At 76.0% G+C, this 22043-nt stretch carries 17 protein-coding genes; 6 read left to right on the forward strand and 11 right to left on the reverse strand.

Features of this window, described 5'->3' with window-relative positions; translation table 11 throughout:
- The 4 genes from AB6N23_RS04555 to AB6N23_RS04570 form a co-directional block, all read right to left on the reverse strand.
- Positions 1 to 270 (reverse strand): anti-sigma factor family protein (locus AB6N23_RS04555; protein ID WP_412864910.1); only part of this gene is annotated, 270 nt, incomplete at its 3' end.
- Positions 267 to 770, reverse strand: a complete 504-nt coding sequence (locus AB6N23_RS04560) for a sigma-70 family RNA polymerase sigma factor (RefSeq protein ID WP_378198741.1) — start codon at positions 768 to 770, stop codon at positions 267 to 269. The genes AB6N23_RS04555 and AB6N23_RS04560, both read right to left, overlap by 4 nt.
- A gap of 10 nt (positions 771 to 780) precedes the next feature.
- Positions 781 to 1452, reverse strand: coding sequence for a YceI family protein (locus AB6N23_RS04565; RefSeq protein WP_412864911.1), 672 nt, complete (start codon positions 1450 to 1452; stop codon positions 781 to 783).
- A gap of 122 nt (positions 1453 to 1574) precedes the next feature.
- Positions 1575 to 2138 (reverse strand): AMIN-like domain-containing (lipo)protein, encoded by a 564-nt coding sequence (locus tag AB6N23_RS04570; RefSeq protein WP_489671998.1) that lies wholly within the window; start codon positions 2136 to 2138, stop codon positions 1575 to 1577.
- A gap of 259 nt (positions 2139 to 2397) precedes the next feature.
- Between AB6N23_RS04570 and AB6N23_RS04575 the strand changes: the two genes are divergently transcribed.
- The 3 genes from AB6N23_RS04575 (at position 2398) to AB6N23_RS04585 (ending at position 9039) form a co-directional block, all read left to right on the forward strand.
- Complete coding sequence (locus tag AB6N23_RS04575) at positions 2398 to 3960, forward strand: choice-of-anchor Z repeating domain-containing protein (protein WP_412864913.1); 1563 nt, start codon at positions 2398 to 2400, stop codon at positions 3958 to 3960.
- A gap of 305 nt (positions 3961 to 4265) precedes the next feature.
- Positions 4266 to 6584 (forward strand): Ig-like domain repeat protein, encoded by a 2319-nt coding sequence (locus AB6N23_RS04580; protein WP_412864914.1) that lies wholly within the window; start codon positions 4266 to 4268, stop codon positions 6582 to 6584.
- 49 nt (positions 6585 to 6633) lie between these two features.
- Positions 6634 to 9039: an Ig-like domain repeat protein gene (locus AB6N23_RS04585; protein WP_412864915.1), complete on the forward strand. Its 2406-nt coding sequence runs from the start codon at positions 6634 to 6636 to the stop codon at positions 9037 to 9039.
- Positions 9040 to 9108: 69 nt separating this feature from the next.
- Here the strand turns inward: AB6N23_RS04585 and AB6N23_RS04590 are convergent, their stop codons facing one another.
- Positions 9109 to 10638, reverse strand: coding sequence for an alpha-N-arabinofuranosidase (locus AB6N23_RS04590; RefSeq protein ID WP_412864916.1), 1530 nt, complete (start codon positions 10636 to 10638; stop codon positions 9109 to 9111).
- Between the two features lie 193 nt (positions 10639 to 10831).
- Between AB6N23_RS04590 and AB6N23_RS04595 the strand changes: the two genes are divergently transcribed.
- Entirely contained in the window at positions 10832 to 11836 is a 1005-nt protein-coding gene (locus AB6N23_RS04595; protein WP_412864917.1) for a LacI family DNA-binding transcriptional regulator, read from the forward strand.
- A gap of 28 nt (positions 11837 to 11864) precedes the next feature.
- Here AB6N23_RS04595 and AB6N23_RS04600 read toward each other — a convergent pair whose 3' ends face one another.
- Positions 11865 to 13352, reverse strand: coding sequence for a hypothetical protein (locus AB6N23_RS04600; protein WP_412864918.1), 1488 nt, complete (start codon positions 13350 to 13352; stop codon positions 11865 to 11867).
- 284 nt (positions 13353 to 13636) lie between these two features.
- Between AB6N23_RS04600 and AB6N23_RS04605 the strand changes: the two genes are divergently transcribed.
- Positions 13637 to 15118: a hypothetical protein gene (locus AB6N23_RS04605; protein ID WP_412864919.1), complete on the forward strand. Its 1482-nt coding sequence runs from the start codon at positions 13637 to 13639 to the stop codon at positions 15116 to 15118.
- 14 nt (positions 15119 to 15132) lie between these two features.
- Here the strand turns inward: AB6N23_RS04605 and AB6N23_RS04610 are convergent, their stop codons facing one another.
- The 3 genes from AB6N23_RS04610 to AB6N23_RS04620 form a co-directional block, all read right to left on the reverse strand.
- Positions 15133 to 15942, reverse strand: a complete 810-nt coding sequence (locus tag AB6N23_RS04610; protein WP_412864920.1) for a Nif3-like dinuclear metal center hexameric protein — start codon at positions 15940 to 15942, stop codon at positions 15133 to 15135.
- A 73-nt stretch (positions 15943 to 16015) separates the two neighbouring features.
- On the reverse strand, positions 16016 to 16252 hold the full coding sequence (locus AB6N23_RS04615) for a eukaryotic translation initiation factor eIF-2-beta/eIF-5 family protein (protein WP_378202000.1): 237 nt from the start codon (positions 16250 to 16252) through the stop codon (positions 16016 to 16018).
- A 115-nt stretch (positions 16253 to 16367) separates the two neighbouring features.
- Positions 16368 to 17090 (reverse strand): hypothetical protein, encoded by a 723-nt coding sequence (locus tag AB6N23_RS04620; protein ID WP_412864921.1) that lies wholly within the window; start codon positions 17088 to 17090, stop codon positions 16368 to 16370.
- A gap of 260 nt (positions 17091 to 17350) precedes the next feature.
- On the opposite strand from AB6N23_RS04620, the gene AB6N23_RS04625 reads away from it, so the two are divergent.
- On the forward strand, positions 17351 to 18769 hold the full coding sequence (locus tag AB6N23_RS04625) for a glycoside hydrolase family 10 protein (RefSeq protein ID WP_412864922.1): 1419 nt from the start codon (positions 17351 to 17353) through the stop codon (positions 18767 to 18769).
- An 89-nt stretch (positions 18770 to 18858) separates the two neighbouring features.
- On the opposite strand, the gene AB6N23_RS04630 is transcribed toward AB6N23_RS04625, so the two are convergent.
- Both AB6N23_RS04630 and AB6N23_RS04635 read right to left on the reverse strand, forming a co-directional pair.
- Positions 18859 to 19239, reverse strand: coding sequence for a hypothetical protein (locus tag AB6N23_RS04630; protein WP_412864923.1), 381 nt, complete (start codon positions 19237 to 19239; stop codon positions 18859 to 18861).
- A 25-nt stretch (positions 19240 to 19264) separates the two neighbouring features.
- A complete protein-coding gene (locus AB6N23_RS04635; protein ID WP_412864924.1) occupies positions 19265 to 21790 on the reverse strand; it encodes a S9 family peptidase in 2526 nt (841 codons plus the stop codon).
- Between the last annotated feature and the right edge of the window lie 253 nt (positions 21791 to 22043).

The following is a 22043-nucleotide window of genomic DNA, read 5'->3' on the forward strand; positions in this document are numbered from 1 at the left end:
CGCGGCACCCGCGAGCGCGGCCAGCGGCACGACGTCGGCCGCCTCCGCGGCCCCGCCCGCGTCCGCCGTGGTCACGTCCGCCCCGGCGACGTCCCGCGGCACGGACCCCAGCAGCGCGGGCATGCCCGCGAGCTCGGCGACGGCCTGCCGGCACGCGTCGCACCCGCCGAGGTGCCGCTCGTAGGCGCGCCGCTCCTCGGGGTCGAGCGCGCCCAGCACGTACGCCGCGTCCCACTCGCGGTACGGGTCGGTGCCCGGTACGCCGGTCATGAGGACACTCCCTTCTCCTGCAGCGCGAGCCGCAGCGCGCGCAGCGCGTAGTGCATGCGGGACTTGACGGTGCCGGGCGGCACCCCGTGCTCGTCGGCGAGCTCGGCGACGGACCGCCCGCCGTAGTAGGCGCCGACGACGACCGCACGGTGCTCGGGTGTGAGGCCCTCGAGCGCGTCGGCGACGAGCCACGCGTCGAGGACGCGCTGGGTGCCGTCGGCGGTCGGCGCGTCGGGGACGCGGTCGGTGGTGAGCTCGCGGCGGCGGCGGGCGCTGCGGACGTCGTCGACGACGAGGTTGCGCGCGACCGTGAACAGCCACGCCCGCACGGAGTCCTCCGCGCGCGTCAGCACCTCGGGGTGCCGCCACGCGCGCAGCAGGGTCTCCTGCACGACGTCCTGCGCGCGGGCGTCGTCGGTCATGCGGGCGACGTAGCGGTGCAGCTCGGTGGCGTGCGCGGCGTGGACGGCGCGCAGCAGCTCGTCGGCGTCGGGGCTCATCGGGTGCGCGTCACCCGGCGGCCGGCGTGAGCGCGAGGTCGAACTCGACCGAGCCGGTGTCCTCGACCTTGACGAAGCCGAGGTCGGGCGGGGTGATGCCGTAGTCCTGGAACGTCACCGGCACGGCGCCGACGACCCGGACCGTGCCGTCCTCGGCCGCGACCTGCGCGTCGACGGTCACCTCGCGCGTGACGTCGCGGACCGTGAGCTCGCCGACGAGCCGCGCCGCGGTGCTCCCCGCGGTCAGCTCGGCGGGCTCGGTGAGCGTGAACGTCGCCGTCGGGAACGTGTCGACCTGCATCGCCGTGCCGCGGAAGTAGTCGTCGCGGCGCTGCTGGTCGGTCGCGATGCTCGCGACGTCGACCTCGACGGTGGCCTCCGTGAGCGCGCCGTCGTCGACGGTGAGCCCGCCGCCGACCTCCTCGGTGCGGCCCGTGACGGTGACGTCCTCGCCGCCCAGCACCTCCTCGAGCCGGTACCCGGCCCACGACCCGGTGCCCACGGTCCACGCGCCGTCGAGCGACGCCGGGTCGGGCAGGCCGCCGTCCGCCGCGTCGAGCGTCGGCGCCGCCTCGGCGCGCACCGTGCCGGCGTACAGCTGCGGTCCCACGACCGCGCCGACGCCCACCAGCACCGCCACCCCGACCCCCACGCCCGTCAGCACCTTCGTCCGTCGCTGCATCGTCCCGCCTCCTGCCCCTGTCGCCCGTCCTCGTACTGCAGACGAGACGGAGGGCCGCACGGTTCAGCGGCGGTGGCGGGCGCGGGCGGGACGCCGGTACGGCGCCCCGCCCGTGGACCCTCTCAGCAGGTGGCGTGCCCCGGGGCGCACCACCGGTGGGCGACGTCGACGACGAGCCGCGAGCCGGAGCCCGGGCCGGCCAGCACGAACGCACGGAACGGCAGGCGGGCGCGCACGCCGAGCCCGATCGTCGTCATGCCCTCGAAGCTGCCCGCCCAGACCACGTCGCGGAACGTGGTGTACGACGAGGTGTCGACGAGCCGGGCGCCCGACCCGATGAACCACGCGTCGGTCGGGAGGACGCCGACGCCGGCGAGGACCTCGAGGCGCGCCCCGCCGGCGACCGGCACGACGAACCCGGAGCCGTCCTGGACGACCTGGTCGACGTACCGCACGGACCAGCCGGTGAGCGGTGCGTCGACGTCGAGGACCAGGCGGTCGTAGCAGTCGTGCCGGCCCGCCCGCACGTCCGTGAGCGTGCCGGCGGACAGCTCGACGGCGCCGCGCGGCTGGGAGCCCCACGTGATGCCGCAGTACGGGTGCGCCGACGCGGTCGGCGCGACGAGCAGGTGCAGACCTGCGAGGAGGACCAGGACCATCCCGGCCCGGAGGAGACGTGAACGCATGATGTGTGCCCTTCACCGAGTGCCGTCGGTCGTGCACGCGGACGCGTGCGTGACGCCGCGGCGCGGCCGGCGCCCGCCCCCTCGCGGTCGCCGCACCCCACCGTCGGCGCGGACGGTGGACGTGCCACGTCGTCAGGAGGACGCGACGACGGCGCCTGATACACCCGGGCGGCCGTCGCCCGCGGGGGCAGGGCCATGTCACCCGGATGGGGTACTTTCGAGGCCTGGAAACACCAGTGCTCCGAGGGGGGAAAGCACCGTGCCCGCACCACACCTGCACCCACGCCCGGCCGTCCCGGCCCCGCGCGCCGACCGGCGTCGTCCGGCGCTCGCCGCGACCGCCGTGGCCGCGCTGCTCGGCCTCGTCGGCGTCGCCGCGGCACCGGCCGCGCTCGCCGCGTCCGAGCCGCAGACGCTCACCGTCGAGCGTATCCAGCCCGTCGCCGGCCCCGCGCTGTCCGGCAGCGGCCCGAACGAGGAGACGACCGAGGTCAGCGTCGTCGGCACCGGCTTCACCGCCGCGTCGACGGTGCTCGTCGGCGGCGAGGCCGTCGCGACCGAGCTCGAGTCGTCGACGCTGCTCACGGCGCAGGTCCCGCGCCGCGGCCCCGGCACGGCGGACGTCACCGTGACCGACGGCGACGACACCACGCCGGTCGTCCCGGCGGCCCGCTTCACGTGGACGGGCGTCGTCGGCACGCCTGCCGTGCGCGTCCTCGAGAACCGCGGCCCCGGCACGCGCTGCGTCGACGTGCGCACCGCCGCCGACCTGCCGTCCGACGCGGACGGCGTGTTCCTCAACGTGACGGCCGCGGACGCGACCGGCGTCGGCTACGTCGTCGTGCGCCCGGGCCCGGACGGCACCGCGCCCGCGCCGTTCCCGGAGCCGACCGGCTCCACCGTGAACCTCGAGCCGGGCCGCGACGTCGCGAACTCGGCGTACGTGCCGGTCTCCCCCGACGGCGAGATCTGCTACACCGCCGTCGGCGGCGCCGTGCGCGTCCTGCTCGACGTGACCGGCTACACCGTCCCGGGCTCGGGCGTCACCGGCGCCCCGTCCACGCGCCTGCTCGACACGCGCCCGGGCGGCGTCGGCGAGATCGAGGGACCGGTCCCGCCGCGCACCGTGCAGACCGTCCAGGTCGCGGGCGTCGCCGGCGTCCCCGAGGACGCGTCGTCCGTGCTGCTCAACGTGACGGTCACCGGCATCGCCGCGGTCGGCAACCTGCGCGTCTTTCCCGGCGGGCAGGACGTCCCGTCGACGTCGGTCGTCAACTACGCCCCCGGCGCGGACAAGGCGAACGCGACGACCGTCGCGCTCGAGGACGGGACCGTGTCGTTCTGGTCCGACACCTTCGAGCCGACCTCGACCAACCCGGTCCAGGTCATCCTCGACGTCGTCGGCTGGACGAGCGCCGACAGCGACGTCACGGCGATCGCCCCGACGCGCGTGCTCGACACCCGCACCCGCACGGGCGCGATCCCGCACCCGCTGTTCGCGCGCACCGGCTACTCGCTGCCGGTCACGCAGGGCGGCGCGGTCCCCGAGGGTGCGACGGCCGTGATCCTCAACGTCACCGCGATCCACCCGTCGTCGGTCGGCAACCTGCGCGTGTACCCCGACTACCTCGGCACCGGCGGCGGCGCACCCGTCCCCGGCTCGGTGCTCAACTACATCGGCGGTCGCGACATCCCGAACCAGGTCGTCGTCCCGCTCCCGCCGAACGGCCGGGTGACGCTCTACAACGACATGTTCAGCGGCAGCACCGAGGCGGCGGTGGACGTCGTGGGGTACGTCCTCAACGCCGAGCGCCGGGGCTGACGCACCGGTCGGACGCCCCGGTCGGACGCACCGCACCGACGCACCGCACCGCACCGCGACGGCGGGCCGGGTCCCCACGGACCCGGCCCGTCGCCGCGTCCGCGGCACCGCCGTCGCGGTCCTCGTCGCGCCCCGCGGGGCGGGCGTCCGTCGTCCTGTCACGAAGGTGCGCGAAACGCCGGACGGGGGTCACCCGTGCGCGGTACCGTCACGTGCTCCCGCGCGGGAGCGGCCCCTTCGCACCAGGAGCTCCGATGCGTGTCGCGCGCCCCCGTACCCCGTCCACCCCGCGCCGGAGGACGCCCGTGCGGCGGGCCGCCGGTCTGGTGCCGCTGCTGGCGCTGGCGCTCGTCGGCGGCGGCGCCCTCGTGCCCGCGGCAGCGGCGACGACCGTGACCGGTCGCATCACGTTCGCGCCGGGCGCCGAGCCGGGCGCGATGAGCGCGGTCAGCGTGCGCTCCTACGCACCCGACGGCTCGCTCGCGCTGGGCGGCGCGACGCCGGCGCCCGACGGCACGTACACCCTCACGGTGGACCGGCCGACCGTGCTCGTCGTCGACCCGGGCCTCGACTCGGTCTGGGCGCCGGAGTACTACGGCGGCGCGTACGACCTCGCCGGCGCGACGGTCGTCACGCCGGACGGCCCCACCACCGGGCTCGACGTGCAGCTCGACGTGGGCGGCACCATCGCCGGGCGCGTGAGCGTGCCGGCCGGCACCGACCCGACGCTGTGGACGGCGTGGGCGACCCGCATCGGCCGCAGCCCCAACGAGCGGCTCGAGGTGCGCGCGCCCGTGGCGGCGGACGGCACGTACGCGGCCCGCGGCCTGGCGCCCGGCGACCACCGCGTCAGCTTCACCGGGCCGGGCTGGGAGACGTGGAAGGACGCGGGCCCCACGGACGCCACCCCGGTGCCCGTGACGCTCGGCCGGACGACCGACGGCATCGACCCGACGCTCCAGCTCGGCACCTGGCTCGAGGTGCCGGAGGCGTGGGCGGAGCCCGGCTGGCCGGTCGCGCTCGAGGTCCGCACGCACGCGGCGGACCCCGCGTTTCCCGTGACGGGTGACGTCGAGGTCGTCCGCGACGGGGCTGTCGTCGCGCGCGCCACCCTCGCGGACGGCGTCGCACGCCCCGAGGTCGGGGGCCTGCCCGCGGGCACGCACGAGCTGCTGGTGCGCTACCTCGGCTCGGACGTGTACGAGCCGACCGAGACCGCGGTCACCGTCCGGGTGGTCGCGGGCGCACCGCTCACGGTGTCGGCGCTCGAGCCGGGCACCGGCCCGCGCACCGGGTACGGCCCGAGCTCGCTCGTCACCGTCCGCGGCACGGGCTTCGCGCCCGGCGTGCGCGTCACCTTCGGCGGGCGGGACGCCGAGGTGACCGTGCTGTCCGACACCGAGCTCCAGGTCCGGCCGCCGGACGCGGACGCGGTCGGCACCGTGGCCGTCGAGGTGCACCCCGCCCCCGGGCGGGACGACGCCCCGGTCACCACGCGCTACACCTACGCCGACCTCGTGACCGTGCGCCCCGTGCGGGTGCTCGCCACCACCGAGCGCCGCACGTGCGCGTGGCCCGCCGCCTACGGGGTGCCCGCGAGCGCCACGGGCGTGTTCGTCAACGTCACGGCCGCCGTGCCGACCGGCCCCGGCTACGCCGTCGTGCACCCCGGCGGGTCGCCGAGCGCGCCGCTGCCGGCCGGGTCGACCGTCAACTTCGAGCCCGGCGTCGACTCGTCGAACTCGGCGTACGTCGCGCTCGACCGGCACACCACGTTCTGCGTGACGGCGGTCGGCGGCCCGCCGCAGCGCCTGCTCGTCGACGTCACCGGGTACACCACGGACGGCGCCGGCGTGGTCCCGGTGGACTCGGCGCGCCTGCTCGACACCCGTCCCGGCGGCGTCGGCGACGTGAGGGGCCCGGTCCGTCCCCGCACGCTGCACACGGTGCAGGTCGCCGGCCGCGGCGGTGTCCCGGACGACGCCCGCGCGGTGCTCCTCAACGCCACGACGACCGGCGTCACCGCGCCGGGCAACCTGCGGGTCTTCCCCGGCGACGAGGTGCCGAGCACGTCGGTCGTCAACTACGTGCCCGGCAAGGACAAGGCGAACACCACGCTCGTCGAGCTGGTCGACGGCACGGTGTCGTTCTGGTCCGATTCGTCCGGGTCGGCGCACGTCCTGCTCGACGTGCTCGGGTACACCACCGCGGACAGCGTGCTGACGCCGGCCTCCACACCCACGCGCGTCCTCGACACGCGTGCCGGCAGCCGGGTCGGCGCCCTCGACGGTCCCCTGCCCGCGCGGTCGCCGCGCAGCATCCCGCTCGCCGGCACCGGGCCCGTCCCCGCGGACGCGGCGGCGGTCGTCCTGAACGTCACGGCCGTCGGACCCGGCGGCGTCGGCAACCTCCGGGTCTACCCGGACACGCGCGGCGACGGCACCACCCCGCCGCCGGACGCGTCGTCCCTCAACTACGTGCCCGGCCGCGACGTGCCCAACCAGGTCGTCGTCGCGCTGCCGGAGAGCGGGCGGGTCGCGCTGTACTCCGACACCGGCGCCGGTCCCGTGCACGTGGCGGTCGACGTCGTCGGGTGGGTCCGCTCGCCCGACGCCGGTCGCTGACCCCCTCCCCCCTCGTCCGTCGCACCGCACCCTCCCGATCGGAGCACCGATGCCTGACGTCCGACCCCGGACCGCGCCCCGGACCCGCCCACCGCTGACCCGCCGTGCGCGCGGTCTCGTCCTCCCGCTCGCGGTCGCGCTCGTCGGCGCGGCGGGCGTCGCGCCCGCCGCCGCGGCCCCCGCGACCATCAGCGGGCAGGTGACCCTCGCCGGCGGCGCGGCCGGCAGCGCCGAGGGGATGACGGTCTACGCCCGGTCCCCGCGCGACGGCGACATCCTCCGGACGACGCAGGTGGACGCGGCCGGCCGCTACTCCCTCGAGGTCGAGCCGCCCGTCCAGGTGCAGGTGGTGCCCGGGAGCCTCGGGGTGTGGGGCGGGAGCCGCCCGGAGTGGGCCGCGGAGTACTACGGCGGCGCGTACCACCGGCGCACCGCGACCGCGATCACCACCGGTGGCGACGGGTACGACGTCGAGCTGGACGTCGGCGGGCGGGTCAGCGGGCGCGTGCGCGTCCCGGAGGGCGACCGGCCCGAGCGGTGGCTGGCGTACGTCTGGGGCGCCGGCCCGGTCGCCACCCGGCCCTCCTCGCCGTTCCAGCCGGTCCGCGTGAACCCCGACGGCACCTGGAGCGCGCAGGGGCTCGGCCCCGGTCCGCACGAGGTGTTCTTCATGGACGACGACGAGAGCCTCGTGTACTGGGACGACGCGAGCACCCCGGGCAGGGACCTGCTCGACGTCGCCCTGGGGCAGGTCGTCACGGGCATCGACGTCGGCGCGCGGTGGACGGCCCGTCTGTTCACCTCCGACACGTGGTCGGTCGCCGGCAGCCCAGTCCCGCTGCGGGTCGACGTGACGGCGCCGCACCCCGAGGTCCCGGTCACGGGCGAGCTCGAGCTGCGGCTCGGCGACGAGGTCCTCTCGCGCGCACCGATCGCACGCGGCACGGTCGAGCTCGCGGTGCCGGACCTGCCCGTGGGCGTGCACCTGCTCGAGGCGCACTGGGCCGGCGACGCCAACTTCGACGGGACCCTCGCGGGCGCCGTCGCGTACGTCGACGAGGCGTCGACCCCCCTGACCGTCACCGGTGCGACGGTCCGCGACGCGTTCGGCGCCACGGGCGGCCGGCGCGTCGACGTCGAGGGGTCCGGCTTCACGTCGGACGTGCGCGTCACCGTGGCCGGACGGGAGGTCGAGGCGACGGTGACCTCCGACACCCGCGTCGCGACGTGGTTGCCCGACACGGGCGCGGCCGGCCGCGTGCCCGTCGTGGTGACCGCCACCCGCGGCGGCGCCGAGGTGACCGGCACGACGACCCTGCTGGTGCCCGAGGTCGTGGCGGTGCGCCCCGAGCGCCGCATCGACACCCCGTGGGGCCGGCAGGCGTGCGCGCAGGTGACGGGTGCGCCGGTCGGCCGCACCGGCAGCGGCGCGTTCGTCAACGTCACGGTGTCCGGCGCGACCGCGCCGGGGTACGTCGTCGTCCAGCCGGACGACGGCTCGGGCGCCCCTCCCCTGCCCGGCGGGTCGACCGTCAACCTCGAGCCCGGCGTGGACACCGCCAACGCGACGTTCGTCCCGCTCGGGCCGGACGGGAAGGTGTGCGTGACGCCGGTGAGCGGCGCCCCCGTGGGGCGCATGCTCCTCGACGTCACCGCGTACGCCGTCGGCACGTCGGGCGTGGTCGGCGTGCCGTCCACCCGCCTGCTCGACACGCGACCCGGCGGCACGGGCGAGGTCGACGGCCCGGTCCGGCCGCGCACGCTGCACACCGTGCAGGTCGCGGGCCGCGCGGGCGTCCCGGCCGACGCGCGGGCGGTGCTGCTCAACGTCACCACGACGCGGGTCGCCGCACCGGGCAACCTGCGCGTGTTCCCGGCGGGACGCACCCGCCCCACGGAGACGTCGACGGTCAACTACGTGCCCGGCAAGGACAAGGCGAACGGCACGCTCGTGCAGCTCGTCGATGGCAAGGTGTCGTTCTGGTCCGACTCGGGCGGCAGCGCCGACGTCCTCCTCGACGTCATCGGGTACACCCCCGCCGGCAGCACCCTCACCGCCGTGCCGGAGCCGACGCGCGTCCTCGACACCCGGCCCGGGACGCGCACCGGCCCGCTCGACGGCCCGCTGCCCGCCCGCACCGGGCGCAGCCTGCCCGTGGCCGGCGTCGGCGGGGTCCCCGTCGACGCGACGGCGGTCGTCCTCAACGTGACGGTGACGGGAGCCACCGGCATCGGCAACCTCCGCGTGCACCCCGACACCGAGGGCGACGGCAGCACGACGCCGCCGGACACGTCGGTGCTCAACTACGTCCCCGGTCGCGACGTGCCGAACCAGGTCGTCGTGGCGCTGCCGCCGAGCGGGCGGGTCGCGCTGTGGTCGGACACGGACGCCGGGCCCGTGGACGTCGTCGCGGACGTCGTCGGCTACGTGACGGCGCCGACCGCGGACGACTGACGCGGCAGCGGTGACGCGACGGGCCGGGCACCCCGCTGGGTGCCCGGCCCGTCGTCGTCGGCGGGCGGCTCAGCCCAGCGTGAGCGACACCGTCACGTAGGAGTGCGCCGGCAGCTCGACCTCGAGGCCGAGCGCGTGCGGGCGCACGCCGTCGAACGCCGTCGGCGCCACCGCGTCCGGCGCGTCGGGGGTGTTGTGGGCGTCGAGCGCGGGGGCCGTCAGGACGCGCGCCGAGTGGCCCGTCACCTCGCGCCCGCGCAGGTCGAGGACGAGCGTGCGCGCCTCGTCGGCGTCGAGGTTCGACAGGGACACGAGTGCGGTGCCACCGGTGGTCGACGCCGACGCGGACAGCAGCGCGAGCGGCGTCCCCTCGACCTCGCGGCTCGGCACGTCGCCCTTGAGGTGCACGGCCAGCGTGGCGGCGTCGTGGTGACCGACGTTCATCTCGAACACGTGGTAGCTCGGCGTGCGCACGAGCGCGCCCGACTCCGGGTCGGTGAGCAGCATCGCCTGGAGCACGTTGACCGTCTGCGCGATGTTCGCCATGACGACCCGGTCGGCGTGGTGGTGGAAGGCGTCGAGGTGGCGGCTCGCGACGAGCGCGTCCCGCAGGGTGTTCTGCTGGTACAGGAACCCGGGGTTGGTGCCCTTCTCGACGTTCCACCACGTCCCCCACTCGTCGACGACGAGGCCGACGCGCTTCTTCGGGTCGTAGCGGTCCATGACGGCGCCGTGCCGGTCCAGCAGCTCCTCCATGTGCGCGGCGCGCGCGAGGGCGAGGTACCACTCGTCGGTGCTGAACCCGGTGGCGTCGCCCTTGTCCGACCACGGGCCGGTCATCGTGTAGTAGTGCAGGGACAGCGCCTGGAACGGCGCGGCGCGGCCGTCGCCGGCGTCGAGCGCGTCGAACGAGCGCATGAGCGTCTCGGTCCAGTGGTAGTCGTGGTCGGACGCGCCGGCGGCGATCCGGTAGACGTCATTGCCGGCGTGCGCGCGCACGTACGTCGCGTACTGCCGGGCGAGCGAGGCGAACTGCTCGGCGCGGAGGTTCCCCCCGCAGCCCCACGCCTCGTTGCCGAGCCCCCAGAACGGGACCTTCCACGGCTCGTCGCGGCCGTTCTCGCGGCGCAGCGCGGCCATCGGCGAGTCGTCGGCGCGCGTGAGGTACTCGATCCACTCGCTCATCTCGGCGACCGTGCCCGAGCCGATGTTGCCGCTGACGTACGCGTCGGCGCCGAGCAGCTCGCACAGGTCCATGAACTCGTGCGTGCCGAAGGAGTTGTCCTCGACGACGTCGCCCCAGTGGGAGTTGACCATGCGGGGCCGCTGGTCGCGCGGGCCGATGCCGTCGCGCCAGTGGTAGTCGTCGGCGAAGCAGCCGCCGGGCCAGCGCAGGTTCGGGATGTGCAGGGCGCGCAGCGCCTCCACCACGTCGGTGCGGATGCCGCGCACGTTCGGGACGTCGGCGTCCTCGCCCACCCAGAACCCGCCGTAGACGCACCGGCCGAGGTGCTCGGCGAAGTGGCCGTACACGTGCCGGCTGATGGTGGGACCCGGCAGGTCCAGGTCGATGACGGCCGTCAGGGGCGCGGCGGGCATGGGATCTCCTCCGCGGCGGGCGCAGCGCTGCGCCGCCGGTTGTCCTTGTATCGTTACACGACGTCGTGCGCGCCCGACTCTGCCGGTCCCGTCGCGCGCGGTCAAGCACCGGGCGCACGGACGCGTCGGGTGGCGCGGGCAGGGCTCGGGCGAGGCCCGGGCAGGTCAGGGACCGGCGGGGCCGGGAGGCGCGATGACGACGCTCAAGGACGTGGCGCGCGCGGCGGGCGTCTCGGTGATGACCGTGTCGAACGTCGTCAACGGTCGGCCGCACGTCGGCGAGGCGACGCGGCGGCGCGTCCTCGCGGCGGTCGACGCCCTGGGGTACGAGGTCAACCTCACGGCACGCCGGCTGCGCGCGGGGCGCAGCAACACCGTGGCGCTCGTCGTGCCGCGCGCGGACCACCCGTACTACGGCGAGCTCGCCGCCCGGTTCACCGACGCGCTGCGCCCCACGGGCCGGCACCTGGTGCTGGAGCAGACGGGCGCGAGCCGCGAGGGCGAGCTGGGCGCGCTGTCGCCGGCCCGGCTGCAGCAGTACGACGGCGTGCTGCTCAGCGCGGTGGGCCTCGAGGCCGCGGACGTCGCCCGGCTGAGCCCCGACCTGCCGCTCGTGCTGCTCGGCGAGAAGCCGATGCCGCCGGCGTTCGACCACGTCTCCCTCGGCAACGTCGCCGGCGGGCGGCTCGCCGTGGCGCACCTGCTGAACCGCGGCGCCCGCCGGGTCGCGGTGGTGGGTGGCACGACGGGCCCCACGGACGGCGGCCTCTCCGACCAGCGCACGCAGGGCTGGCGCGACGCGCACGCCGCCGCGGGGCTGCCCGCCGACGACGCGCTCGTCCTGCCGGTCGCCGGGCTGCACATGGCCGCCGCGCGCGCCGCCGTGCGGGACGCGCTGGCCCGGGGGCTCAACCTCGACGCGGTCTTCGCGGTGACCGACCAGGTGGCCGTCGGCGTGCTCGCCGCGCTGCACGACGCCGGGCGGCGCGTGCCCGCCGACGTGCAGGTCGTCGGCTTCGACAACCTCGCGATCGGGGCGCACGTGCCGCCCGGCCTCACCACCGTGGACCCGAGCGACGACGTGCTGGTCGCGCACGCGCTGCGCCTGCTCGAGCGCCGCATGACCGGCGACGGGACGGCCGCCGGCGAGCACGTCGTCACCCCGGTCCGACTGGTCGTCCGGGGGTCGACGCACTGAGTGCCGGGCGCCGGCGTCGGACGCGGCGTCAGGCGCCGCCGGCGCAGACCAGCCGCTCCTCCGGCAGGCCGATCGCGGAGGCGTACGTCCGCACGCCGCTCACGGCACCGAGCCAGCGCGACCCGTCCTGCGCGGCACCGAGCCGCAGCACGCCGGCCGGGGCGGTGCCGTAGGGGTGGGCGACGGCGGCACCTGTGACCACCCGGCCGGTGCCCGGCGCCTGGGACGAGCCGAGGCTGCACACGTCGAGCCGGATGCTGCCGGTGTCGCCGTCGCGCACGCCCGCGAGCACGACCCACTCGCCGGGCACGACCGGCACGGTCGACGTCGCGACCACGTCGGGCGCCCGCGGGGTGCCCGGCGGCGTCGTGGCCACGGTGAACGCCCAGCACGACGCGGCGTCGAGCGCGCAGCCCCTCGTGGTCGTGCCGAGGCGGAACGCGTCGGTGAGCCGGCCGGCCTGGCTGACCGCGGTCGCCCTGCCGGCGTCGTCCGCCCGCACGATCGCCACGACGGACCAGCTGCCGCTCGGGTCGACGACGGGGCCGGCGCCCAGGGCCTCGTCGGTGGGCTCGTCGAACAGCAGCGCGCGGTCCTCGGGCAGGCCGGCGAGCTCGGCGCGCAGCCCGTCGGTCCACGTCGTCGTCGGCGACAGCGTGAGGTGCGCACCGGCGACGCCGTCGTCCGCGGCGGTCGTGCCGCTGCCCTCGTCGAGCCGCCACCGTGCGTCGCCGGCCGGCTGCCCCGCGGTCGCGCCGACCGTGAAGCGGTAGAGCCGCTCCGGGCTGACGTTGCCCGCCGCGTCGACGGTCTGCACGACCAGGCGCACGGGCCCGGTGGTGCGCGGCGTCCACGTCACCGTGGTGCTCGTCGCGCCCGCCGGCAGGTCGATCCGCTCCTGCGGTCCGCCGTCGAACGCGACGAGGAACGCGACGACGTCGGTGCTCGTGCCCGCGTCGAGCCGGAACTCCCCGGCGAGCCCGGCGCCGCCGGCGGTCGCGTCCTCGACGTACACGGCCGGCGCCGTGCCGGTCACGGGCTCCACCTGCGGCGTGCCGGGCGCGGTGGCGTCCACGGCGAACCGGCAGCGCACCGTCGTGCTCTTCCGCCCCCGCGCGTCGCGCGCCTGCACGCGCCACTCGTACGTGCCGCCGTCCCGGACGCGCCCGTCGGGGACCTGCACGGCGTGGTCGGCACCGGAGCCCTGCGCGGGCGTCGTCGTCGGGCTCCAGAGCCGCGTGCCGCGGGCGCCGTCGCGCAGGGTGAACGTGGCGGTCAGCGCGTCCCCGTCGGGGTCCGTGAGGGTCGCGCGCAGCTGCGGGGTCGTGGTGCGCACGGCGACGGGCGTGCCGTCGGCGGCGCACGCCACCGCCTGGTCCCCGACGCGCAGGGCAGTCGGGGCGTCCGGCGCGTGGTTCCGCCCGCCGTGCGGCCCCGCGACGGCGGGCCCGGGCACGAGCAGCGCAGCGGCCACCACGAACGCCCCCACCGCCACCGCACGGCGACGCACGAGCACCGACCCTCCCGACGTGCTGACCGACCTCGACCCGCGCACGGCGCCTCCTCGACGCTCGGTCGCCCGCGCAGCCCCCGGCCCGTACCGGTGCGCCGACGACGCCGAGCGGACGCTATCGGACACGGCCGACACGACGGGCGGATCCGGACGTCCGCCACGCGCGCGTCCGACGGTGACGCAGATCACACCGTGACAACCCGAACAGCCCTGCGTCGCACCGCCCCGATCGGGTGGGATGCCCCTGCAGCGGGCGTCGGTACCCGCCGGACACCACGGACGGGACGATGGCGACGACGATCGACGCGCAGGAGCTGCTCGCGAGCTGGTCCGCGAGCGCGAGCCGCATGGACGAGCTCCCGCTCGTCTCCGACCTCCTCGAGGCGGCCGCCTCGTCCGGGCACGCGGACGACCTCGAGCTCGAGCGCGCCCGGGCCGCGGTCGTCGCCGGCCGGCCCGCCCTGGCGAGCGGCCTCCTCGCCGACGTCGACCGGGACGTGCTCACCGCCACGCAGCACACCTGGCGGGACGTCGTGGCGATCGCCGCGTGGGCCGCGCAGGGCGACGCCGAGGCCCTGGCGGTGCTCATCCGCGTGGGGCAGGGCCTGGACCCGCGCGCCGCGCTGACGCACGCGTACCTGCTCGCGACGGCCGCCGAGCAGGCGGGGCAGACCGAGCTCGCGGACAGCACGTGGCGGCACGTCGCCGCGACGACGAACGCCATGACCATGGTCGTGCAGCGGCGCGTCCTCGTGGCCGACGTGGCGCAGCGGTCCACCACCGACGCGGACGCCGCCGGCACGGTCGTCGGGCGCTCGATCCGGACCCTCGTCGACGCGCTGCCGCTGCCGGAGGACGGCCTCAACCCCACGCGCGACGTCGTCACGCGGCTCGAGGAGCGCGGGGACCGCGCGGGCGCGTGGCTGCTGCTCGAGGGCATGGCCGCGCTGCGCCCGCTCGCGACGGGCGTCGCCCGCATGCGCGACGAGCGCGCGTCCGGCGGCGGGTGGTGGCACGAGCGGCTGCCCGGGCTGGCCGCGGCCGTCCTGGCGACCGGCGTCGTCGCGGCGGCCGCCCTCGCCGGGCTGTCGCCGTGGGTGCCGTCGCTGGCGGTGCTCGCCGCCGTCGTCGTGTGGCGGCGCTGGCGGCTGCCGCAGGGCACGCGCCTGTCCCGCGTCGACGCCCGCCTGCTGAGTCAGGTCCGCGCCTTCCCGCCGGACATCCCGAACGGGCACCGCTGGGGGCTGCGCCGCGTCGGTGGGTTCCTCACGGGGGGCGCCGCCGGGCTGGTGCTCGCGATCCTCGTCACGGGGGTGCTCGTGGAGGGGCCGCTCGCGGAGCTGAACCGGACGCACACCGCGGCGGTCGACGCGGTCGCGTGGCCGCTCGTGCTGCTGCTCGTCGTGCTGGGCGCCGTCGCCGGCCCCCACCTCCTGCACCGGACGCTGCGCCGGCCGGCCGAGCGCTGGGTGGCCGACGCGCGCGCCGGCATCGTGGAGGGCGTGCGCGGCTGCCTGTGCACCCGCACGCTCGCCCTGCGCAGCGTCGAGGTCGACGCCTACGTGACCGACCACCTGCGCGCACCCGACGCCGACGTCGCGGCGCTGGTCCCCGCCCTGCCGTCGGGCGACGCGGAGGTCCTGCAGTGCCCGCTGTCGGGCACGCCCTGGCTGCTGGTGCGGCTGCCGGAGCGCGAGCCGCTGCTGCTGCGCGGCACGCTCACGCGCGTCACCGAGGAGCCGGAGCGGACGGTCGGCGGCTACCTCTGACGTAGTGCGCCGGGTCAGCCGCCCGCGACCGTGCGGAACGGGTCGGCGGCCGGCACGAGCTCGACCGGCACCTCCGGGACGAGCCCGCCGAGCCACCGCGCGGCCTCCGCCATGCCCTCCTGCTCGGACGGCACGTGCCCGACGACGACCAGCCCTGCGCTGAGCCCCGCGGCGACCGCGTCGGCCGCGTACTCGCCCGTCTCCCACTCGTGGCCCTCGCCGATCACGACGACGTCGACGTCCGGCCGCGCGAGCAGGTGCCGGTTGCGCTCGAAGCCCTGGAAGCCCGGCTGCACGCCGACCGCCGACACGGGCGCGTCGGGGTCGCCGACGTAGCGGAGCGCGCGCGCCCCCAGCGCCTGCGCGACGTGCGCGGCCAGCGCGCCCAGCGTGGTCGGCGGGAGGTCGTAGACGTCCTCGTCGCCGGGGCGCTCCGTGCCGAGCCAGCCGAGCGCGCGCGCGACGCCGGTCAGGACGCCGTCGGGGCGCCGGTCGTGCCAGGCGTCGTGCAGGTGGAAGACGACGAGCCCGTGCTCGGCGACGAACGCGGACTTCGCGGCGAACACCGGGTCGCCCTCCGCGGCGAACGTCGCGTCGGACGCCCCGTGGTGGTCGAAGTACAGCGGCTCGTGCGTGACGACGAGGTCGAGGCCGCGGTCCGCGGCAGCGCGCAGCACGTCGAGCGTCGCCATCATCGTCACGGCCACGCCCCGCACCGGTGCGTCGGGGTCGCCGGCGAGGAACGTGTCGACCGTGCGCTCGCGCCACGGCACGCCCACGTGCGCGCCGATACGCTCCACCACCTGCCGCGCCGTCACCGTCACGGCCGTCACCCTAGCGACCCGGCGGGCGAGGGCAGGGGCTCCGACGGGCTCGTCGGCGGGCGCGCCGCCGACGTCAGCGGGCGTCGAGCCAGCGCAGGACGACGTGCCCGAACACCGACACGAGCGCGAGCGTCGACGACGCGCCGCAGCGCGTGCAGTGCGCGGTGTGGTTGACCCACGCCACGTCGGGGAGGCGGTCGACGTCGGTGACGGTCAGGTCGATCGACCCGCACACCGGGCAGCGCAGGCGCGCCTGCTCGTCGTAGGAGACATCCCGGCCCGGCACCGTTGCCGCAGACAGCTCGCTCACGTGTGGACTCCCGGGGTGGACGACGACGAACGCCCGCCAGTGTCGCACCCGACGGCGCGTGCGCACGCGGGGAGCGGGTCGCACGACCTCCCGCCGCGGGCCGCGCACGCTGCTCCTACGTGTGCCGCGGGCCCTGGTCCCGCGGCGCCGGACGGTCGCCGACGGCGGCTCGGGCCGCCGCCACGGTCGCCGACCAGGTGGCGACGTACGGCAGGGCGGTGTGCCGCGTCCAGCTCTCCACGCCCCACGTCGCGGCGGTGACCAGGGCGTCCACGGGGACGTCGTCGGTCCGGTGCCCGAGCGGGAACCCGAACACGACGTAGTGCTCCTGGAGCATCAGCACCAGGTCGTCGTCGCCGGCGAGCTCCGCGTACACGCGCGTCGACCCGCGCTCGGAGCGCGTCACGTGCCACGAGCCGTCGTCGCGCCGCTCGGCCGCGAACGTCGGGTCCGAGCCCCAGCGGGCACGCCGCTCGTCCGCCTCGACGTGCTGGGCGCCGAGCACGCCGGTGGCCCGCAGCGACTCCGCCAGCGCGCGCGGCGTCCACGGCGCGGGGAAGAACGTGCGCACGGCGATCCGCATGGCGAGCGCCGACGGCTGCACCGGGTGGTCGCCCTGCTGCCACCGCAGCGCGTCGGCCTCCTCCTGCAGGAGCGTCAGCAGCACCACGTCGGGGCGCTGCAGCGGGACGACGCCCGACGCCGCGACGTGCACGCCGAGGCAGCGCAGGAACCGCACGTGCTCGTCGCGCGTGGCGAACGGCGGCACGGGCACGTCCGGCACCGGGGGCCGGCCCCAGGGCACGTCGGAGGTCGGGTCGGTGGGCACGGAGCTCATGGGTGTCCTTCCGGTGGAGCGGGGCCGCCGCACGGGTCACCGGGGATGTCTACCGCACCGTGGACCGTCCCGGCCGGGGACGCCGCGGACCGGTGCCGTGGACGCGTCCGCGGGTCGTCGACGGTGGTTTCGGTCGCGGGTCCGAAAGTTCGTGGTGCTGTATCGATTAGGTTCGTTGACGCGCTCTCCTCCGCGCCGAAGGGTGGTCCATCGCCGCCGGGCTCACTGTCGAGCCGAGATCGGCTGACCAAGGAGGAACGATGACCCGACCCATGCTCCGACGAGGGAGCGTGCGCGGTAACGGCGCCCGAGGCGCAGCCGCCGTCGCCGTGCTGACCCTCGTGGCGGCCGCCGCCGCGGCGCTGCCCGCCCAGGCCGCCGGCTCGACGCTCCAGGACGCGGCCGACGACCGCGGCCGGTACTTCGGCACGGCGATCGCCGCGAACAGGCTCAGCGACTCGACCTACGCGACCATCGCGAACCGCGAGTTCAACATGATCACCGCCGAGAACGAGATGAAGATGGACGCGACGGAGCCGTCGCAGAACCAGTTCAACTTCACCAACGGCGACCGGATCCTCAACTGGGCGCTGCAGAACGGCAAGCAGGTCCGCGGGCACGCGCTGGCGTGGCACTCGCAGCAGCCCGGCTGGATGCAGAACATGTCCGGCACGCAGCTGCGCAACGCCATGCTCAACCACGTCACGCAGGTGGCCACGCACTACAAGGGCAAGATCCACTCGTGGGACGTCGTGAACGAGGCGTTCGCCGACGGCAACGGCGGCGCCCGCCGCGACTCGAACCTGCAGCGCACCGGCAACGACTGGATCGAGGCCGCGTTCCGCGCCGCCCGCGCCGCCGACCCGGGCGCCAAGCTCTGCTACAACGACTACAACACGGACAACTGGAACTGGGACAAGACCCAGGCCGTGTACAACATGGTCCGCGACTTCAAGGCCCGTGGCGTGCCGATCGACTGCGTCGGCCTCCAGTCCCACTTCAACTCGGGCAGCCCGTACCCGAGCAACTACCGCACCACGCTGTCGAGCTTCGCGGCCTTGGGCGTGGACGTCCAGATCACCGAGCTCGACATCGAGGGGTCGGGCCAGACGCAGGCCGACACCTACGCCAAGGTCGTCGCCGACTGCCTCGCGGTCGAGCGCTGCACCGGCATCACGGTGTGGGGCGTCCGGGACACCGACTCGTGGCGCGCCTCGGGCACGCCGCTGCTGTTCGACGGCCAGGGCAACAAGAAGGCCGCGTACACCTCGGTCCTCAACACGCTGAACGGCGGCGTCACGCCGACGCAGCAGCCCACGCAGCAGCCGACCCAGCAGCCCACCCAGCAGCCGACCCAGCAGCCCACCCAGCAGCCGACGCAGCAGCCCACGCAGAACCCGGGCACCGGCGCCTGCTCCGCCTCGCTGGTCATCGCGAACAGCTGGGGCGGCGGCTACCAGGCCACCGTCACGGTCCGCGCCGGGTCGTCGGCCCTCAACGGCTGGCGCGTCACGCTGCCCGCCGGCGTCTCCACCAACAACGTGTGGAACGGCGTCGCCTCCGGCGGCACGGTGAGCAACGCCCCGTACAACGGCACGGTCGCGGCCGGCCAGTCGACGTCCTTCGGCTTCATCGGCAACGGCAGCGCCCCCGCCGCGGGCACGCTGAGCTGCAGCTGACCGGCACCACCTGACCGGCTCCGCACCGGCAAGCACGACGGCGTCGCACCCCCCGGGTGCGGCGCCGTCGTCGTGCCACCGCGCCGGGCTCAGTCCGGTGCGACGTACGTCGTGCCGGTGTCGACGCGCTCGGACGCGGGCGCACCGCTCCAGCCGAGCGTCACGGGCGCACCGTCCCGCAGCGCGTCGGGCTCCAGCGACACGAACCGGTAGTGCGTGTCGTCGACCGCCACGACCTCCGTGACCGCGGCGTCGCCGACCCACAGGACCGGCGACAGGGCGCGCACCGGGATCGGGCCGTCGGTCTCGACGAGGAGCTCGACGGTCCGCTCGAGGCGCGGCAGCGACGACGTGAAGTTGTGGTGCGGCGGCGGGTCGAACCGGGCGAGCCGCGGCGTCACCGCGACGACGCGCGGCAGGTCGAGGCGGGCACGGCGGCGCCGTTCGGGGGTGCCGGGATCGCTGGTCATGACGTACCTCCGGGGACGAGCACGGTCAGACGGGCACGAGCTGCAGGTCGTCGAACGCGACCGGGCGGTCGTCGTCGGTGGTCGTGCGCAGGTGGACGGCGACGACGCGGCCGAGGTCGAGCCGGCTGCGGCGCCCGATGCACAAGGGCCGGAACCGCAGTGTCGACAGCATCGTCTTCGACTGGCCCGGCCGCTCGAAGGGCCGCGGCACGCCGCCGACGGATGCGGACCCGATCCACGCGACCGTGCCGCGCGCGTCCTCGAGGCCGAGGTCGAACGTGACGCCGTCCTTCGCGACGCCGCCGTCGACGACCTCCGCGACGCGCACCCACACCTCGCTGGACGTGAGGTCCGCGGTGCCGATCTCGGACCGGAAGTCGCCGCCGCCCCGCTCCCGCGAGCGCAGCACCATGCCCACCGTGAGGCCGAAGAAGCTGCCGTTGAACGCGCCGGGGACCTGGTCGAAGGGGAACTCGTCGGCGACCGCGCCGCCGGTCGCGGACGTCGGCAGCCCGAACGAGTTGGTCCCGATGCCGTTGCCGTCGTCGTGGTGGTCGACGGTGTCCGCCTTCTCGACGCGGTAGGCCAGGTCGACGGCGTGGACGGGCACCCCGGCCGGCGTCACGGTCCCCAGCAGGTACGCCGCCGAGCCGTCGCCGAGCAGCACGCCGCGGAACAGGGCGCTGCCGTACACGTCGAGCACGCGCTCGTGCGTGCCGCGGGAGAACACCGGCGTCACGCCGTCGTCGGCCGCCCACCGACGGTTGAAGAAGTTGTGGTTCGTGCTGTGCACGTAGACCTGCGAGGAGAACGGGCCGGGCTCGGACACGTCGTAGAACTGGGCGCCGTTGTTGTCGACGACGTCGCCGTCGGACGCGGGCAGGACCGTCGAGAACGCGTAGCCGACCGGGGCGATGGTGGGCATGCCGAACCAGTAGCGGAAGTTCGTGGGCGCCAGCGCGAGCACGGCACGGACGGTGACGCCGATCGCGCCCATGACGGCGGGAACCATCACGACCGCGTCCCCGCCGCGCGAGTGCCCCATGAGCCCCACGCGCGAGAAGTCGAGGCGTCCCTCCAGCACGCTCCCGGGCGTCGCGGCGAGGGTCTGCAGGTGCCGGATCGTGTCGATGATCAGATCCGCCCGGTCCTCGATGTTCTGCACGCCGCCGCCCGGGCCGTTCAGTGCGTTGCAGTCGACCGAGACGGCGACCATGCCCGCCTTCGCCAGGCTCGTCTGGAAGTAGTCGTAGCCGAGGTAGCTGGGGTCGGCCGGCGAGTGGTTGCCGTGCGCCATGACGACCACGGGCACCGGTCCGGTCTCCGCGAGCCGCGCGTGGAACGGCTGGTCGACGCCGTCGTCCTGCGCCGGGTAGTGGATGCTGCCCCGCACCGGGCCGTCCGCGTACTCGGTGCGGCCGACCGGGAAGAGGTCGAGCGCCGCGGGGTCGCCCGCGACGGGCGGGTCCACGCAGGCGACCGTGAGCTGCAGCGCGACGCGGGCCGGGCACGTCGTCAGCGACTGCGTCACGTGCACGACGTCCCCGGCGACGAGGGTCTGGCTGAGCGGGACGACCGGTGCGGTGCCGCTGCCGACCTGCACGAGGTTGCGGTAGACGCGGATGAGCGCGCCCGGCGCGCTCGACGTGATCGTGACCGCCGTGTCGCCCGCCTGCACGGGCCCGACCGCGGGGGCGCCGAGCGCGGAGCAGGGCTGCACGGTCGTCGTCCCCTCCGGGCTCGCCGGGTCCCCGGGGCACAGCTGCTGCGTGGCCGACAGGAGGTCGCCGTCCCCGACGGACCCGACACCCACGAGCAGCGCGCCGCCCCAGCACCGGAACGTCCCGAGGGACGTCGTGCCGTGCGTGACGGTGACGCGGGCGCCGTTCGCGATGCCGGTGACGCGGACCTGCTCGGCACCGTCGTGGACGGGGTCGAAGGCCGGCGCCGGCAGGGGGTTCGGTCCGGCGGTGACCGTGAGCTCGACCGACGGGGACGCCGGGTCGCCGCAGAGCTCGGTGTGCGCGCGGACCTTCTGGCCGTCCGCGTAGAAGGGGTTCACGTCGACGCCCTGCTGCTGGCTGCAGCCGTCCACGCGCCCCACCTCGGCGCCGTCCGCGGTGATCCACACATCCGCGCCGCCGAGCAGGTTGCCGACGCCGGTCCGCGCGCCGCAGGTCCAGACGGGGGCGGGGTTCACCACCGGCCGCGGCGGGCCCGCGGGGAAGTCGACGGTGTGGTCCCGGACCTCGAGGACCGGCGACCAGTCGCTGGTGAGGCCGTCGGCGTGCTGGCGCACCCGTACCTGCTGGTGCTCCGCCAGCGCGGGCACCGGCACGCGCTCGCCCTGCGGCTCCGGGAAGCCGGCGGCGTGCCCGGCGACGACCACGGCGCCGTCGACCTCGACGTCGAGGAGCGCGTGCGGCAGGAAGCCCCACACGGTCACCGCCGTCGCGCACCGGTACAGCGGTCCGGCGAGCCACGGGGGCGAGAGCAGCTCCCGGTCGTCCTTCAGGTCGAGCCGGTCCACCTCGACGACGGTCGCGTCCATCGCTGCCTCCTCGCACGTCCCTCGGACACGGGGAGGAGGCGGGGGACGGCGGCCGGATACCGGCGGGACGGGCCGGGCGGGGTGAACTCGCGCCGGCAGCCTCCGTCCCGCGGCCGTCGTCCCGCAGCCCGTCTCACGGCGAACGGTGGCCGGCGTGCGTACGAAAGGGCCGAGCCGTACGCCAGACCCCGTTCGCGCCGAGACGCGGTGGCAGTCCGGTGGCGGGCGGCCTGCCGGGTCGATCACCGAGGCG

This window comes from Cellulomonas pasadenensis, assembly GCF_047229365.1.
GTDB lineage: Bacteria > Actinomycetota > Actinomycetes > Actinomycetales > Cellulomonadaceae > Cellulomonas.